The organism is Novosphingobium sp. Gsoil 351, assembly GCF_009707465.1.
GTDB lineage: Bacteria > Pseudomonadota > Alphaproteobacteria > Sphingomonadales > Sphingomonadaceae > Novosphingobium.
Genome location: NZ_CP046120.1, coordinates 1,535,851 through 1,550,754 on the forward strand (window position 1 = coordinate 1,535,851; position 14,904 = coordinate 1,550,754).

At 67.8% G+C, this 14,904-nt stretch carries 18 protein-coding genes and 1 pseudogene; 2 read left to right on the forward strand and 17 right to left on the reverse strand.

Features of this window, described 5'->3' with window-relative positions:
• Positions 1 to 3 precede the first annotated feature (3 nt).
• The 17 genes and pseudogenes from GKE62_RS07325 to coxB form a co-directional block, all read right to left on the reverse strand.
• A complete protein-coding gene (locus GKE62_RS07325; protein WP_154691679.1) occupies positions 4 to 438 on the reverse strand; it encodes a hypothetical protein in 435 nt (144 codons plus the stop codon).
• Positions 439 to 500: 62 nt separating this feature from the next.
• The gene (locus GKE62_RS07330) at positions 501 to 971 is read right to left on the reverse strand and encodes a molybdenum cofactor biosynthesis protein MoaE (RefSeq protein ID WP_154691680.1); all 471 of its coding nucleotides are present in this window, start codon (positions 969 to 971) and stop codon (positions 501 to 503) included.
• 8 nt (positions 972 to 979) lie between these two features.
• Positions 980 to 1,210, reverse strand: coding sequence for a MoaD/ThiS family protein (locus tag GKE62_RS07335; protein ID WP_154691681.1), 231 nt, complete (start codon positions 1,208 to 1,210; stop codon positions 980 to 982).
• Position 1,211: 1 nt separating this feature from the next.
• Positions 1,212 to 2,204: a GTP 3',8-cyclase MoaA gene (gene moaA, locus GKE62_RS07340; protein ID WP_154691682.1), complete on the reverse strand. Its 993-nt coding sequence runs from the start codon at positions 2,202 to 2,204 to the stop codon at positions 1,212 to 1,214.
• The gene (locus tag GKE62_RS07345; RefSeq protein ID WP_230206979.1) at positions 2,201 to 2,959 is read right to left on the reverse strand and encodes an SDR family oxidoreductase; all 759 of its coding nucleotides are present in this window, start codon (positions 2,957 to 2,959) and stop codon (positions 2,201 to 2,203) included. Before GKE62_RS07345 ends, moaA begins: the two co-directional genes overlap by 4 nt.
• A gap of 2 nt (positions 2,960 to 2,961) precedes the next feature.
• A complete protein-coding gene (locus GKE62_RS07350) occupies positions 2,962 to 3,336 on the reverse strand; it encodes a dihydroneopterin aldolase (protein WP_154691684.1) in 375 nt (124 codons plus the stop codon).
• Positions 3,337 to 3,357: 21 nt separating this feature from the next.
• Positions 3,358 to 4,245: a class I SAM-dependent methyltransferase gene (locus GKE62_RS07355; RefSeq protein ID WP_154691685.1), complete on the reverse strand. Its 888-nt coding sequence runs from the start codon at positions 4,243 to 4,245 to the stop codon at positions 3,358 to 3,360.
• 37 nt (positions 4,246 to 4,282) lie between these two features.
• Positions 4,283 to 5,689, reverse strand: a complete 1,407-nt coding sequence (gene thrC / locus GKE62_RS07360; protein ID WP_154691686.1) for a threonine synthase — start codon at positions 5,687 to 5,689, stop codon at positions 4,283 to 4,285.
• A 58-nt stretch (positions 5,690 to 5,747) separates the two neighbouring features.
• Positions 5,748 to 6,329 (reverse strand): SURF1 family protein, encoded by a 582-nt coding sequence (locus GKE62_RS07365; protein WP_154691687.1) that lies wholly within the window; start codon positions 6,327 to 6,329, stop codon positions 5,748 to 5,750.
• Complete coding sequence (locus GKE62_RS07370) at positions 6,326 to 6,715, reverse strand: DUF983 domain-containing protein (RefSeq protein ID WP_154691688.1); 390 nt, start codon at positions 6,713 to 6,715, stop codon at positions 6,326 to 6,328. Before GKE62_RS07370 ends, GKE62_RS07365 begins: the two co-directional genes overlap by 4 nt.
• The gene (locus tag GKE62_RS07375) at positions 6,715 to 7,536 is read right to left on the reverse strand and encodes a cytochrome c oxidase subunit 3 (RefSeq protein ID WP_154691689.1); all 822 of its coding nucleotides are present in this window, start codon (positions 7,534 to 7,536) and stop codon (positions 6,715 to 6,717) included. Before GKE62_RS07375 ends, GKE62_RS07370 begins: the two co-directional genes overlap by 1 nt.
• A 34-nt stretch (positions 7,537 to 7,570) precedes the next feature.
• Positions 7,571 to 8,167 (reverse strand): cytochrome c oxidase assembly protein, encoded by a 597-nt coding sequence (locus GKE62_RS07380; protein WP_154691690.1) that lies wholly within the window; start codon positions 8,165 to 8,167, stop codon positions 7,571 to 7,573.
• On the reverse strand, positions 8,164 to 8,325 hold the full coding sequence (locus GKE62_RS18445; RefSeq protein WP_195908653.1) for a hypothetical protein: 162 nt from the start codon (positions 8,323 to 8,325) through the stop codon (positions 8,164 to 8,166). The genes GKE62_RS07380 and GKE62_RS18445 overlap by 4 nt, the downstream gene beginning before the upstream one ends.
• Positions 8,325 to 9,238: pseudogene (locus GKE62_RS07385) on the reverse strand (heme o synthase). Before GKE62_RS07385 ends, GKE62_RS18445 begins: the two are co-directional and overlap by 1 nt.
• A 98-nt stretch (positions 9,239 to 9,336) precedes the next feature.
• Positions 9,337 to 10,296, reverse strand: a complete 960-nt coding sequence (locus GKE62_RS07390) for an alpha/beta fold hydrolase (RefSeq protein WP_154691691.1) — start codon at positions 10,294 to 10,296, stop codon at positions 9,337 to 9,339.
• A gap of 211 nt (positions 10,297 to 10,507) precedes the next feature.
• Positions 10,508 to 12,202: a cytochrome c oxidase subunit I gene (ctaD, locus tag GKE62_RS07395; protein WP_154691692.1), complete on the reverse strand. Its 1,695-nt coding sequence runs from the start codon at positions 12,200 to 12,202 to the stop codon at positions 10,508 to 10,510.
• Between the two features lie 22 nt (positions 12,203 to 12,224).
• Positions 12,225 to 13,370: a cytochrome c oxidase subunit II gene (gene coxB / locus GKE62_RS07400; protein WP_230206980.1), complete on the reverse strand. Its 1,146-nt coding sequence runs from the start codon at positions 13,368 to 13,370 to the stop codon at positions 12,225 to 12,227.
• 220 nt (positions 13,371 to 13,590) lie between these two features.
• On the opposite strand from coxB, the gene pyrE reads away from it, so the two are divergent.
• Together pyrE and GKE62_RS07410 are read left to right on the forward strand one after the other, a co-directional pair.
• Complete coding sequence (gene pyrE / locus GKE62_RS07405; RefSeq protein WP_154691693.1) at positions 13,591 to 14,175, forward strand: orotate phosphoribosyltransferase; 585 nt, start codon at positions 13,591 to 13,593, stop codon at positions 14,173 to 14,175.
• Positions 14,172 to 14,900 carry a pyridoxine 5'-phosphate synthase gene (locus GKE62_RS07410; RefSeq protein ID WP_154691694.1) on the forward strand — a complete coding sequence of 243 codons (729 nt, stop codon included), beginning with the start codon at positions 14,172 to 14,174 and terminating at the stop codon, positions 14,898 to 14,900. The genes pyrE and GKE62_RS07410 overlap by 4 nt, the downstream gene beginning before the upstream one ends.
• The last annotated feature ends 4 nt before the right edge of the window (positions 14,901 to 14,904 follow it).

Genomic DNA, 14,904 nt, shown 5'->3' on the forward strand with positions numbered 1-14,904 from the left:
GGGTCAGGTGAATGCGGCGATGGTCGCCACCGCTACCGCCCACAGCAGGATGAGGGTCGGCAGGACGAGGACCTGGGTCGTGGCATCGGCTGCATTCATCCGCCCGGTGTAAGTCATGATCCCGCGATTGCGGAACTCGCTCCAGCCCATCGCCCGCCCCTTGGTTTCCGGCCGCATCCTTGCCCACAGCGCCGGAACCCCGAAGCCCGCGCCGATGAGGATCGCAATGACCGCGATCGGCAGGATCAGCTCACGCGTGGCGAAGGCGGTTGCCAGAACCGCGACGAAGGACAGATACGCCGCGGCGGTCAGCGCGTAGAGCCGCGGCGGCATCTCAAAGGTGCGCGCCGGGTGCGCGACTGCTCGCGGCGCGGCGGCTTCGTGCGCGACGATCCGCGCGACATCGGCAATCTGGGTGCGGTCGAATTTGCGGGTCATCGTTCGGCTCCTTGTCTCTGGAGCGGTCTGTGCGCGAATCGGATGTCGCGCCTTGATATCCGTCAAACCGGCGGCGAACTTTCCCAGCGTGATTTGTCCGCGTGATCCTCGCTCCGGGGCTCTATCCATCGCCAGCCTGCCGCGGTGCGTTCGCGCTTCCAGAACCAGGCCTCGCTCTTGAGGTGATCCATCGCGAAATCGGCGGCGAGAAACGCGTCGCGGCGGTGGCGCGCCGCCGCCGCGACCAGCACGATCGGCTCGCCGGGAAGCAAGGTGCCGGTGCGGTGCAGGAGGAGCAGGCCATCGAGCGGCCAACGGCTGTGGGCTTCGTCGGCCAAATCCGTCATTCCGGGCAGGGTCAGTGGCGAATAATGGCTGAGCTCGAGCTCGAGCACCGCCGCCTGGCCCGCTTCGGCGCGGACCTGCCCGATGAAACTGGCGATCCCGCCCGACTGCGGGTGCGCGGCGGCGAATCGCGCCAGTTCGATCGCCGGATCGAACGGGCTATCGAGCAAACGGGCATCCCGCGGCATTAGCGGGCTCAGCCGCCACTGACCGGAGGCAGGAACGCGACCTCATCGCCATCCGTCAGCACGCTCGCGCCGATCGCCCCGTTGACCGCGACCCGCACTTTGGGGGAACGCAAGGCTGCCGCCAACGCAGGCTCGAACGAATCGATCAGTCCCGCCACGTGCCGGCGGTATTCCACCATGCGCTCGCCCGCCCCGGCCGCGTCCTGCAGCCGGCCGAGGAACAGCACTTTGAGCGTCACCTCAGCCTCCGGTGACCGACATATGCCGCGCCAGAGCCGGGGCCTCGCCGCGGCGGTCGATGCGAAAAGCGTGGCGCTCGGGCTTGAGCACCATTGCCCGGTCGAGCGCGCTGTCGAGCGCGCCGGCCTCACCCGAGCGCAGCGCGGCGCGCAGATCGACCTGCCCCTCGCCGCCCAGGCACATGAACAGTTGCCCGGTCGCGCTGACGCGCACCCGGTTGCAGCCATCGCAGAAATTGCTGGTCAGCGGCGTGATCAGACCGAGCCGCCCGCCGGTCTCGCGAATGTCGAAATAACGCGCGGGGCCGCCGCTACGGTGTCCGCTGGGGCTCAGCGTCCACAGCCGTTCGAGCCGCTCGCGAACCGCGCTGAGCGGCAGGTAGTGGTCGAATCGGTCGCCTTCGATCTCGCCCAGCGGCATCACCTCGATCAAAGTGATCGCGTGGCCTTCGCCGTGCGCCCACTGGATCAATGTCGGCAGTTCGGCCTCGTTCAGCCCCTTGAGCGCGACGGTGTTGAGCTTGACCTCCAGCCCGATCGCCTTCGCTGCGGCGATACCGGCGAGGACTTGCGACAGCCCATCGCGCCGGGTCAGCTTGGCAAACAGTTGGGCATCGCGGGTATCTAGGCTGACATTGACCCGCCGCACGCCCGCATCCCTCAGCGCGGGCGCGAATTCGGCGAGGCGCATGCCGTTGGTGGTGAGGGTCAGCTCGTCCAGTCCGTTTCCAATCTCGCGCCCCAGCGCATGGACCAGATCGATCATGTCTCGGCGGACCAGTGGTTCGCCTCCGGTCAGACGAATCTTGCGAACACCGCGCCCGATGAACGCCTGCGCGAGCATCCGCAGTTCCTCGAGAGTCAGCACTTCCGCCTTGGGCAGGAAGGTCATCCGCTCGGGCATGCAATAGGCGCAGCGCAGGTCGCACCGATCCGTCACCGACAGGCGCAAGTAGGTGATCGGACGCTTAAAGGTATCCACGAGCGGGGTCATTCACGCCCCATATACACGAAATCGCGCGGGAATGCCTCAAGATTGGCGCCGCTATCGACATAGATAGTCTGCCCGGTGACCGCCTGCGCTCGGGCGAGGTAAACCACCGCGGCGGCGATGTCGGCCGGAGCGGCGAGCCGTTCGAGCGGCATCAAGGCGGTCAGCCTGGCCCATTGCGCGTCTTCGTAGTCCTCGGTCGGCAGCACCAGTCCGGGCGCCACCCCGTTGACGCGCATGCGCGGCGCGAGATCGCGCGCTAGGTTGCGTATGCTCGCGTGAAGCGCCTGCTTGGACAGCGAATACGACAACTGATCGGGCACCGGATTGCGCACCCGTTGGTCGAGCAGCATGACGATCGAGCCCCGTCCATCGTCCAGCGCCGCGGCGAAGGCCCTGGTCAGCAGCAACGGGGCGGTGAGGTTGGTGCGCATGTGCAAGTCGAGCGATTCGGCGGTCAACGTCGCCAGCCGGTCGTCACGAAAGATCGAGGCCGAGTTGACCAAGAGCGTCGGCGCGCGCCCGAACGCCGCGGCGACCTCGTCCACCAACCGCCCCGGAAATTCGGGATCGGCAAGGTCGCCCGCAAAGCCCTGCGCGCGCGACCCGCCGCGCTCGAGCCGCGCGATCATGTCGCGGTCGAACGCCTCGGGATGGTGCGCGTGGAGCGCCAGGTCCCAGCCGTCCGCCGCCAGCGCCTCTGCAATCGCCGCGCCGATCCGCCTCCAGCCGCCGGTGACGAGCGCGAGCGGTCGCACCCTCAATCCCGCCGTTCGCGGGTCAGCGTGATGCCGATGCGTTCGCCGCCCTCGCTGATCGCCAGCTTGACGATCCGCACTGTCACCGCCTCGACCCGCTTGTCCTGGATGAACAGCGTTTCGCAGATGTGGTCGGCGACCGCCTCGATCAGCTTGAAATGGACGCCATCGGGCAGCGCGGTCGAGGCCGCGAACTTGAGGTCCATGTAGTTCTTGCTGCGATTGAGCGGGGTGTCCGGCTCGAACCGGTCGGCCGGTTTGAGCCGGGCCGAGATCGTGAAGCGCAGCGGCTGCGGACGCCCGGTCTCTTCGGAATAGATCCCGGTGAGCACGTCGTGCTCGAAGTCGGCGATTTCGAGGATCAGGCTGTCGGACATCGCGAGGCTCCTAGCGGCGGCTCAGCCGTTGCGCCAGCGCGCGAAAATGGCCGTGGGGAGGAGGCGGCCGTCTGGCGGAGATTCGCGCACCGCCAGATCGCCAAACTCGACCTTGCCGGGAAGGTCGGCGAAGGTCTCATGCAGCAGCCCGGCCAGCGCCAACGCGCTCATCCGCACCGCGTATACGGTCAGGAACAGGAACCGGCTGTCACCGTCGAGCAGTCGCACGCAATCCGCGATCAGCGGGGCGAGGTGATCCTCGAGCCGCCACACCTCGCCTTCGGGCCCTCGCCCGAACTTGGGCGGGTCGAGAATGATCCCGTCGTAACGCCGCCCCCGCCGCACCTCGCGCGCCGCGAACTTGGCGGCATCGTCGACGATCCAGCGGATCGGGCGATCGGCCATGTTGGAGAGCGCAGCATTCTCGCGCGCCTGGGCGACCGATTTCTTCGAGGCGTCGACGTGCGTGACCGGACCGTGGTCGCTCAGCGTCAGCGAACCGACGCCGGTATAGCTGAACAGGTTGAGCGTCTGCGCGTCGGTTCGCCCCGCTAGCTGCTCCCCCATCCAGTCCCACACGGGGGCCATGTCGGGGAAGAAGCCGAGGTGGCGGAACGGGGTACATTGCGCGGTGAACCTCACCTTGCCCCGAGCGAGCGGCCAGCCTTCGCGGGGTACCGGCTTGCGGAACTGCCAGCGCCCTCCGCCGTCCTCGTCCGAGGCGGGGACGAACTCGCCGTCGGCGTCCCACTCGCCCATTTGTGGCTGCCACAACGCCTGCGCATCGGGGCGAATGAAGCTGTACGGGCCGTAGCGCTCGAACTTCAGGCCGTTGCCGCTGTCGAGCAACGCGTAGTCGTCCCAGCCCGCGCCTTCCAGGATCAGGGGACTTGGAGAAAGCTCAGCCAATCCGACCTCCGCTCGCGTCGAGCGAATTGCTTGTCCCTCACGAGCGGGCCACCGCGTGGGCGGTCACGTAATCGACCATCGCTGAGTAGTCGCCGGGCAGCTCGATCATGCGCTCCTCGCGCTTGAACAGGTCGCCCACCCGCGCGGGTAGCGGCGGACGCTGACCGGTGGCGCGTTCGACCGCGTCGCGGAACTTGGCGGGGTGCGCGGTGGCGAGCGTGACCACTGGCACCGCCGGATCCAGATCGGTCTGCGCGTGCGCGGCATGGAGACCGCAGGCGGTGTGCGGATCGATCGTCTGCCCGCAGGCCTCGCTCGCCCAGCGCATGGCCTGCGCCATGTCGCCCGCCTCGGCGCGTGCGCTGGCGAACAAGCCCGCGGCGCCCTCGCGCTGGGCGTTGGTGAGCTGCATGGCGCGGCTCGCCTCGAAGCCCTTCATCTGCGCCGCCAGCGCGATCCCGTCGCGCCCACCCAGGTCGAACAGCAGGCGTTCGAAGTTGGAGCTGACCTGGATGTCCATCGAAGGCGCGATCGTCGGCTCGACGCTGCCTGCCGAGTAGTCGCCCGTGGTCAGCGCGCGGTGAAGGATGTCGTTGACGTTGGTGGCGACGATCAGCCGCTCGATCGGCAGGCCCATCCGCGCCGCGACGTATCCGGCGAACACATCGCCGAAGTTGCCGGTCGGCACGCTGAACGCGACCTTGCGCCGCGGCGCGCCGAGCTGGAGCGCGGCGGCGAAGTAGTAGACGACCTGCGCCATCAACCGCGCCCAGTTGATCGAGTTGACCGCCGACAAGCGCAGCCGCGCGGTGACGGCGGGGTCGCCGAACATCCGCTTCACCATCGCCTGGCAATCGTCGAAGCTGGCGCCCTCGACCGCGATGTTGTGGACGTTGGGGGCGAGCACGGTGGTCATCTGGCGGCGCTGGACGTCGCTCACCCGGCCCTTGGGGTGGAGCATGAAGATCTCCACGTTCTCACGCCCCGCAACCGCGTCGATCGCCGCCGACCCGGTATCGCCGCTGGTTGCGCCGACGATCGTCAGCGGGGCGTCGCCCTGCGTCAGCAACTCCTCGAACAACAGCCCGAGCAGTTGCAGCGCGACGTCTTTGAACGCCAGCGTCGGACCGTGGAACAGCTCGAGCAGCCAGTTGCGCTCGTCGAGCTGGACCAGCGGGGTCACCGCGGCGTGGGCGAAGCGGCCATAGGCGGTCTCGCACAGCGCGAGCAGGCGCTCGGGCGCGATGCTGTCGCCGACGAACGGCTGCATGATGCGCTGAGCCAGCCGGGCATAGGGCAGGCCTGCCAGCGCGGCGATCTCGTCAGGCGTGAACCGCGGCCACTCGCGCGGCACATACAGCCCGCCGTCGGGAGCGAGGCCGGCCAGGGTGACCCCGGCGAAGTCGAGCGGGGGCGCGGTGCCGCGGGTCGAGACGTAGTCCATCGCGGGGGCGGTTAGCGACCCCGCGCCAATCTCACAACCTCCGCTCGCGTCGAGGCGGTCAGGTCGAGCGCAATCGCTTGCGCAAGGCGATCGCGTAGATCGCCGCCGCCACCCCGGCGAACAGGAACCACTGGATCGCGTAGGCAAAGTGGTTGTTGGGGATGTCGTTGGGATCGGGCCGGACCAGCGGTTGCAGCCCGGCAGGCGGCTTGCCCGCGATCAGGCGGACGCTGCCGCCCTCGCCCGGGGCGACCACGCCCTCGATCTCGCCGCCGGGCCACGGGCGGATCGCGGGCGACTGGGTCCAGCCGAGCGCCACGCTCGCCTCGCCGCCGCCGTCGAGGGCACAGCGGGCGGTCTGCGCCCACCCGGTAACCCCGGCCAGATTGCGCCCGGCGGTCGCGTCCTGCGCGAGCACCCGGTCGCAGCGGATTTGCGCATGGCGGAACAGCGCCGCCTCGGCCGCGGCAGGATCGCGCGGCCAGGGGATGGCGGAGGATATCGTCTCGGCCCTGGCGTAGCGCGCGATCAGGGCTTCCTTCCACGCCAGGCGGTGGAGCTGCCACACCCCCAGCGCGATCATTGTCGCGACCGCCGCGGCGACGACCAGCGTCGCGACGACGGGGATGCGGCGGGTCATGGTGCCGGCCGCCGCGCTTCGCCCGCCTTGCGGCGGTATTCGGCAGCGAGCAGCCGGGATTTGCCATAGCGCAAGCCGGCCAGCACCGCGAAGATCGACAACGGCACCCACAGCACCACGTGCACCCAGAACGGCGGCTCGACCGATAGCTGCAGCCAGATCGCCAGCGCCGAGATCAGCCCTCCGACGATCAGGGTGAGAAACGCCGCCGCCCCGTCGCCGACGTTGAAGGCGGAGTAGTCCAGCCCGCAGCCACTGCATTTCGGCGCGAACGAGATCACGCCGGCGAACAGCGTCTTGGCCCGGCAGCGCGGGCAGTGGCCGAATGGCAACTTGGCGGAGAGGCCGCCGGGCGCGGTTTGCTCCCCACCCGGCGCATCTGTCATCAGTGGATCGGCGCGCCCCAGCCGCCCCAGACGTAGACGACGATGAACAGGAACAGCCACACCACGTCGACGAAGTGCCAGTACCACGCCGCCGCTTCGAAGCCGAAGTGCTGACGCGGGGTGAAGTCGCCGTTGTAGGCGCGCTTGAGGCACACGGCCAGGAAGATGGTGCCGATGATCACGTGGAAGCCGTGAAAGCCCGTCGCCATGTAGAACGCCGAGCCATAGGTGTTCTCGCCGAACGCGAACGGCGCATGGCCGTATTCGTAGGCCTGGATGCTGGTGAACAGGATGCCCAGAACGATCGTCGCCCACAGGCCCTTTTTCAGCCCGTCACGGTCGCCGTGGATCAGCGCATGGTGCGCCCAGGTGACGGTGGTGCCCGAACACAGCAGAATCAGGGTGTTGAGCAGCGGCAGATCGAACGGGTCGAGCACCGCCTCGATCCCCTTGGGCGGCCAGGTGCCGCCGACCACGTCGGTCAAGGTCGTGGGAAACAGCGAGAAGTCGAACCAGCTCCAGAACCAGCCGACGAAGAACATCACCTCCGAGGCGATGAACAGGATCATGCCGTAGCGCAGGTGAAGCTGGACCACGGGGGTGTGGTCGCCCGAATTCGCCTCGCGAATCACGTTCGACCACCATTCGAACGCGGTCAGCAGCACCCCGAACACGCCAAGCAGCAGGATGTACTTGCCGAACGGCATCGAATGCATCGCCAGCACCCCGCCGCTGGTCATCGTCACCGCCGCGGCGGCGCCGACCAACGGCCAGATGTCGGGCGGAAGAATGTGGTAATCGTGGTTCTTGGCGCCGGCCATCTGCGGGCTCCCCCCTGTAGGTTTCGAACGGGCCTTAACGCGCCGCCCCGGACGGGTCCAGAGGCTTCGGTGCCGGGTAGCGCGCTTCGTTGAAAGTGTAGCTGAGGGTGATCTCCTCGACGTCATTCGCGTCGGGATCGTCGAGGATCTTGGGGTCGACGTAGTAGATCACCGGCATGTGCACGTCTTCGCCCGGCTTGAGGGTCTGCTCGGTGAAGCAGAAGCACTGGATCTTGTTGAAATACTTGCCCGCCTGCTCGGGGCTGACGTTGAACACCGCAGTCCCGGTGATCGTGCGGGCCGAGGTGTTGCGGGCGTGGAAGGTCGCCATCGCGCGTTCGCCGAAGGGGATCGTCTGGGTGATCTGATCGGGTGCGAACTGCCACGGCATCCCGCGCGCGACGTTGCCATCGAAGCGGATCACCACCGACTTGCCCGCTACCGCCTTGACCGCGGCCGCTTGCGCCGCGGAGGCGCGCTGGGTGGTGCCGCCGAACCCGGTCGCCTGGCAGAACAACCGGTAGAGCGGGACCGAGGCATAGCCCAGCCCGAGCATCGCCAAAGCGAACGCCGCGGCATAGCCCGCGACGCGGCGGTTGCGCGCGGGATCGGGACGGACCGCGACGCTCATTGGTGCTGCGCCCCGATCCGCACGAAGGTGATCGCGTAGAACAGCACCACGAAGAACACGAGCACGGCGCCCAGCGCGCGGTTGCGGTTCTTCTGGCGCTTGCGATACTCGGCCAGCTCTTCGGGGCTGAGCTGAGCGGGGGTCAGCGGATCGCTCATCATTGCCACCCCTGCATGGTCGCCGCGCGATCGAGCACCAGCGCGCCGAACAGCACGAACAGATAGACGATCGAAAACGCGAACAGGCGCTTTTCGGGCCGCATCCCGTCACCGGGAGCCGAGTTGCGCAGCCCCACCGGCACCGACAGCGCGACGAATGCCAGGCTCAGCGCCAGCGCCGCCACGCCATAGACCGCGCCGGTTCCGCCGATCGCCCACGGCGCCACCGCTACCGGCACCAGCAGCACCGAATAGGCCAGGATCTGGCGCCGCGTGGAAGTCTCGCCCGCGACCACCGGCATCATCGGGATGCCGACGTTGGCGTAATCGAGCTTCACCCACAGCGCGAGCGCCCAGAAGTGCGGGGGGTCCACACGAAGATGATCGCGAACAGCAGCAGCGGCATCGCGCTGATGTGCCCGGTCGCCGCGACCCAGCCGATCAGCGGCGGAAACGCGCCCGCGCCGCCGCCGATGACGATGTTCTGCGGGGTGCGGGGCTTGAGCCAGATGGTGTAGATCACCGCGTAATAGACGATCGAGGCGGCCAGCAGCGCGGCGGCGAGCCAGCCGACCGCCAGGCCCATCGTCAGCACCGACCCGACCGACAGCACGATCCCGAAATCGCGCGCGTTTACCGGGTCCATCCGCCCCGCGGGGATAGGCCGCTGGGCGGTGCGCTTCATGCCCGCGTCGAGCTTGCCCTCCCACCACATGTTGAGCGCCCCGCACCCGCCCGCGGCCAGCGCGATGCACAGGATCGCGGTGAAGCCGAGCAGCGGGTGGATGCCGGTTGGCGCGGCGAGCAGCCCGCACAGCCCGGTATAGACCACCAACCGCATCACCTTGGGCTTGGTCAGCGCGAAGAAATCGCGCCAGTCGGTGGGGAGCTGGAGGGTGGTGCCGGGAGTCATCGAGGGGGTCATGATCGGGGCGGCCTATAGTGGGGTCTGGCCAAAGGGGAAAGTTAAACTCTCACGCGTCGCCCCGGCGACGGATCGAAGCTGCGGGGTTAAGGCCGCCCCAGCCAATCGAGCAGCAGCGCGTTGACCTCGGCGGGCCGTTCCTGCTGGGTCCAGTGGCCGACGCCTTCGAGCACGTGGCCTTCGACTTTGGGCGCGAACAGCCGCATCATCGCCACCGGATCGGTCACCGCGCCGAACAGCGTGGTCGCCGGATCGCGCGTTCCGCCGATGAACAGCGCCGGCTGCTCGATCCTCTTGCCGGCGAACCCTTGCAGCCACGCGAAGTCCGCCTCGTGGTTGCGATAGCGGTTGAGCGGGCCGCGGAAGCCCGAAGCCATGAACTCGCCCTCGTAATAATCGAGATCGGCTTCGCTCAGCCACGACACCGGCTGCGGATCGGGCAGGCCTTCGAGGAAGGTCGCGCCCAGCGGCTTGTCCCAGTACGCCCCCGGCGGCACGTCGCCCGAAATCGAGTACATCATCCGCGCGACGAAATCGCGCGGGTCCGCCTCGGCCTCGGCCTCGGCAACGCCGGGCTCCTGGAAGTACTCTTGATAGAAGAACCGGCCCTGGCTGGTGAAATGCTCGCGGAAAACCTCGGTGAACGGGCGCTGGGGCACACCCGCGAACGGTACCGACAGCCCGGCCACGGCGCGAAACCGCGCCGGGTTGGTCAGCGCGGCGTTCCACACGATCGGCGCGCCCCAATCGTGGCCGACCAGGATCGCCGGCGCATCGGGCTGGAGCGCCTCGGCCAGCCCGGCAAGGTCGGCGTCGATCTTTTCGAGCGTATAGGCCGAAACCTCGCGCGGCTTGTCCGACCCGCCGTAGCCGCGCACGTCGATCGCGCAGGCGGTGAACCCGGCCGCGGCCAGGGGTGCGAGCTGGTGGCGCCACGAATACCAGCTTTCGGGAAAGCCGTGGACGAGGATGACCAGCGGGCCGCTGCCCTCGATCGCGCAGCGCAGGCTGACGTCGCCGACGTCGATCATGCGGAATTCGGGCATTCGTCGCTCTCCCTGGACCCCACCCCTATCCGCTCATGTCGAGCGAAGTCGAGACATCACGCGCGACTCTCGACTGAGGACGACGTCGGCAGTTCATCCTGAGGCTGGCGAAGGGCTCGACATGAGCGGGTCAGGTTGACGTGCGGCAAAATACGAAAACGCCCCGGACCTTGCGGCCGGGGCGCTTCGCTGACCAGCCTTGCGGCCGGGCTCAATGGTGCGCGTGGTCGTCGATCACTGGCAGCGTCTCGAACTGGTGGAACGGCGGCGGGCTCGACAGGGTCCATTCGAGCGTGGTCGCGCCTTCGCCCCAATAGTTAGCCGCCGCCTTCTTGCCCGCGGCCAGCGCCCAGCCGATGTTCACGAAGAACACCAGCATGCCGATCGCCATCGTCGAATAGCCGTACACCGACGAGACGTGGTTCCAGTACGAATAGGCCGGGGTGAAATCGGGGTAGCGCCGCGGCATCCCCTGCAGGCCCAGGAAGTGCTGCGGGAAGAAGATGATGTTCACCCCGATGAAGAACAGCCAGAAGTGCACGTGGGCGAGGAACTCGCTGTGCATCCGCCCGCTCATCTTCGGGAACCAGTAGTAGAAGCCCGCGAACAGGCTGAACACCGCGCCCATCGACAGCACGTAGTGGAAGTGCGCGACGACGTAGTAGGTGTCGTGGAGCACGTCGTCGATCCCGCCGTTGGCGAGGACCACGCCGGTCACCCCGCCGACGGTGAACAGGAAGATGAACCCGACCGCCCAGACCATCGGCGACTTGAACTCGATGCTGCCGCCCCACATCGTCGCGATCCAGCTGAAGATCTTGATGCCGGTGGGCACCGCGATGACCATCGTCGCCGCGGTGAAGTACATCTTCGTGTTCACGTCGAGGCCGACGGTGTACATGTGGTGCGCCCACACCACGAACCCGACGACGCCGATCGCGACCATCGCGTAGGCCATGCCGAGATAGCCGAACACCGGCTTGCGGCTGAAGGTCGAGATGATCTGGCTGACCATGCCGAAGCCGGGCAGGATCATGATGTAGACTTCGGGGTGGCCGAAGAACCAGAACAGGTGCTGGTACAGGATCGGATCGCCGCCGCCGGCCTGATCGAAGAAGGTGGTGCCGAAGTTGCGGTCGGTGATCAGCATGGTGATCGCCGCGGCGAGCACCGGCAGCGCCAGCAGCAGCAGGAACGCGGTGACCAGGATCGACCACACGAACAGCGGCATCTTGTGCAGGGTCATCCCCGGCGCGCGCATGTTGAAGATCGTGGTGATGAAGTTGACCGCGCCCATGATCGAGGCCGCGCCCGCGAGGTGGAGCGAGAAGATCGCGAAATCGACCGCCGGGCCGACCGAGCCCGAGGTCGAGAGCGGGGCGTAGACCGTCCACCCGGTGCCCGCGCCGTTGCCGGTGCCGCCGGGCATGAACGGCGAAATCATCAGGCTGGTGAAGCCCGCGACGGTCAGCCAGAACGAGATGTTGTTCATGCGCGGGAAGGCCATGTCGGGCGCGCCGATCATCAGCGGCACGAACCAGTTGCCGAAGCCGCCGATCATCGCGGGCATGACCATGAAGAACACCATGATCAGGCCGTGCGCGGTGATCAGCACGTTCCACAGGTGGAGCGACTGGTCGAAATCGGGGTTGGCGGTGCCGAACCACCGCGCGAACATCCCGAGGTACTGGATGCCCGGCGCGGCCAGCTCGGCGCGCATCATCCCCGAAATCGCGCCGCCGATGATCCCCGCGGTGATCGCGAAGATCAGATACAGCGTGCCGATGTCCTTGTGATTGGTCGACATGAACCAGCGGGCGAAGAAGCCCGGCTTGTGGTCATGCTCGTGCGCGTGGTCGTCATGGTGCGCCTGGAACGCTTCCTGGTCGGCGGGGATGGTAGCCATGGTGTCTAGCCTCTATTCGCGTTCAGGCGGCGGTTTTGGCGGATGCTTCGCCCGCGGCGGGAGCGCCGGGTACGGCCGAAACGGGGGTTTGCGCGGGCGCGGCGGCGGGTGCGGCGGCCGCGGCGGCCTTGCCCAGGGTGCCGCCCGGCTGGGTCAGCAGCCACGCCTCGAACTGCGGCCGCGGCAGCGCCTCCACGACGATAGGCATGTAACCGTGCCGAGCCCCACACAACTCCGAACACTGGCCATAGTAAACGCCCGGCTTTTCGATGAACAGCACCCGTTCGTTTATCCGACCCGGAACCGCGTCGATCTTGAACCAGAACGCGGGGATCGCGAACGAGTGGATCACGTCGGCGCCGGTGGTCTGGATACGGATCGGTTCCCCCACTGGGACAACCATCCGGGTATCCGCGGCCAGGTGCGCCGGGCCATCGGCATCGGTCCGCGCGCGTTCGCCGGGCTTTACCTCGTCTGGCTCCTTGAGCATGTTCGAGATCACCTCGAACCCGCCGTTGTCTGGATAAGTGTAACCCCAGTACCACTGATAGCCGGTTGCCTTGATCGTCAGCGCTCCGGCCGGGGCGGGCTTATACTGGGTGGCGAGCAGGCTGATCGAGGGCACCGCGATGGCGACCAGGATGAGCACGGGCAGCAGGGTCCAGATCACTTCGATCAGCGCGTTATGGGTGGTCTTGGAAGGCACCGGATTAGCGCTGCGGCGGAACCGGAACATCACGTAGAGCAGCAGGCCCAGCACGAAGATCGAGATCGCGAAGATCAGCGGCACCAGGATGCCGTCGTGCATCCACTCGCCATAGTGACCGATCGGCGAGAACTGCTGCTGCAGGCCCATCCGTCCATCGACCGGCATGCCGATCCCGGGGGTCGGTGCCATCGGGGTATAGGACCCGCCGGCAGGGGCAGCGGCCTTCGTCGCGGCGTTGTCGTTTGCAGCGGGAGCGGGGCTGGCCGCGACCTTGTCGAGCGGGGCCGAAGGCTGGGTCGGCACGGCCGCGGGGGCAATGGCCGGCGCCGCGGCCGGAGCCGTGGCGGGAGCCGTGGCGGGAGCTTGGGCCTGCGCCGCCGGCGCGCCGGCGAGCATGCCTGCCGCGGCCAGTCCGATCATCGTCTTGCCCAGCGTGCGGGCGATCCTGCCAAGCTTCATGCGTTTCGCTTTCGCTTCCCTTTTCGCGGGTCCGCCACTAAGCGCGGCCCCCGCGACACCCCCCTGGGGCACCGATGCTTGCGGCGTCCTATACGCGCGGACGCCAAGGGCCTCAACACCCCGCGGGCAGTTTTTTCCAAACGCGCGAAACCGCGGGAAGCTGCGGGTTTCGTGCCCCCGGATGCAGCGCCGGGACAGAATTGACGGAACCGGACAGAGCATGGGCGACGACGAGATTCTCGATGAGTTCCGCGCCAGCGAGGCGCTGCTCGAAGGCCATTTCATCCTCTCGTCGGGGCGGCATTCGCCGGTGTTCCTCCAGAAGATGCGGGTGTTCCAGTATCCCGATCGGACCGAACGGCTGTGCCGCGCGCTGGCCGCCGCAATTACCGCCAAGTTCGGCCGGATCGACATGGTCGTCTCCCCGGCGATGGGGGGGATCATCCCCGGCTACGAGACCGCCCGCGCGCTGGCCTGCCCTGCGGTGTTCGTCGAGCGCGAGGACGGCGCGTTCAAGCTGCGCAGGGGTTTCCGGATCCCGGCGGGCGGGCGCGTGGTCATGGTCGAAGACATCGTCACCACTGGGCTTTCCTCGCGCGAGTGCCTCGCGGCGATTCGCGAGCATCCTGGCGAGCTGGTCGGTGCGGCGTGTTTGATCGACCGGTCGAACGGTAGGGCGGAGGTGGGTGTTCCGCTGGTGTCCCTGCTGCGGCTCGACGTGCCCGATTATGCGGCCGACGATCTGCCTCCCGATCTCGCTGCAATCCCGGCGGAAAAGCCCGGCAGCCGGGACCTCAAGGCGTGACGGTGCGCCTGCGCCTTGGTGTCAACATCGACCACGTCGCCACGATCCGCAACGCGCGCGGCGGCGAGCATCCCGATCCGGTGCGCGCGGCGCAGATCGTAGCGGCATGCGGCGGCGACGGGATCACCGCGCACTTGCGCGAGGACCGCCGTCACATCCGCGACGACGACCTCGCCCGGATCCAAGCCGCGACCGACCTGCCGCTAAACCTCGAGATGGCGGCAACCGAGGAGATGCTGGCGATCGCGCTGCGCCATAGACCCCACGCCGCCTGCATCGTCCCCGAACGGCGCGAGGAGCGCACTACCGAGGGCGGCCTCGACGCCGCCGGCCAACATAACCGCCTCGCCCCGATCGTCGCGCGGCTGAGCGACGCCGGCATCCGCGTCAGCTTGTTCATCGCTCCGGAGGAACGCCAAATCGAGGCCGCACTGCGCCTGCGTGCGCCGGTAGTCGAACTCCACACCGGCGAATACGCCCACGCCGAAGGCGAGGCTGTGGCAAATGAATTGCGCCGCCTGAGCGACATGGCCGCACTCGCCGCCAAGAACGGGATCGAGCCGCACGCTGGGCATGGGCTGACCTATGACAACGTCCAGCCGATCGCTGCCATTCCCCAACTGGCCGAACTCAACATCGGCCACTATCTGGTAGGCGAGGCGATCTTCGTCGGGCTGGAGGCAAGCGTGACCCGAATGCGCGAACTGATGGATGCGGCGCGATGAGTTC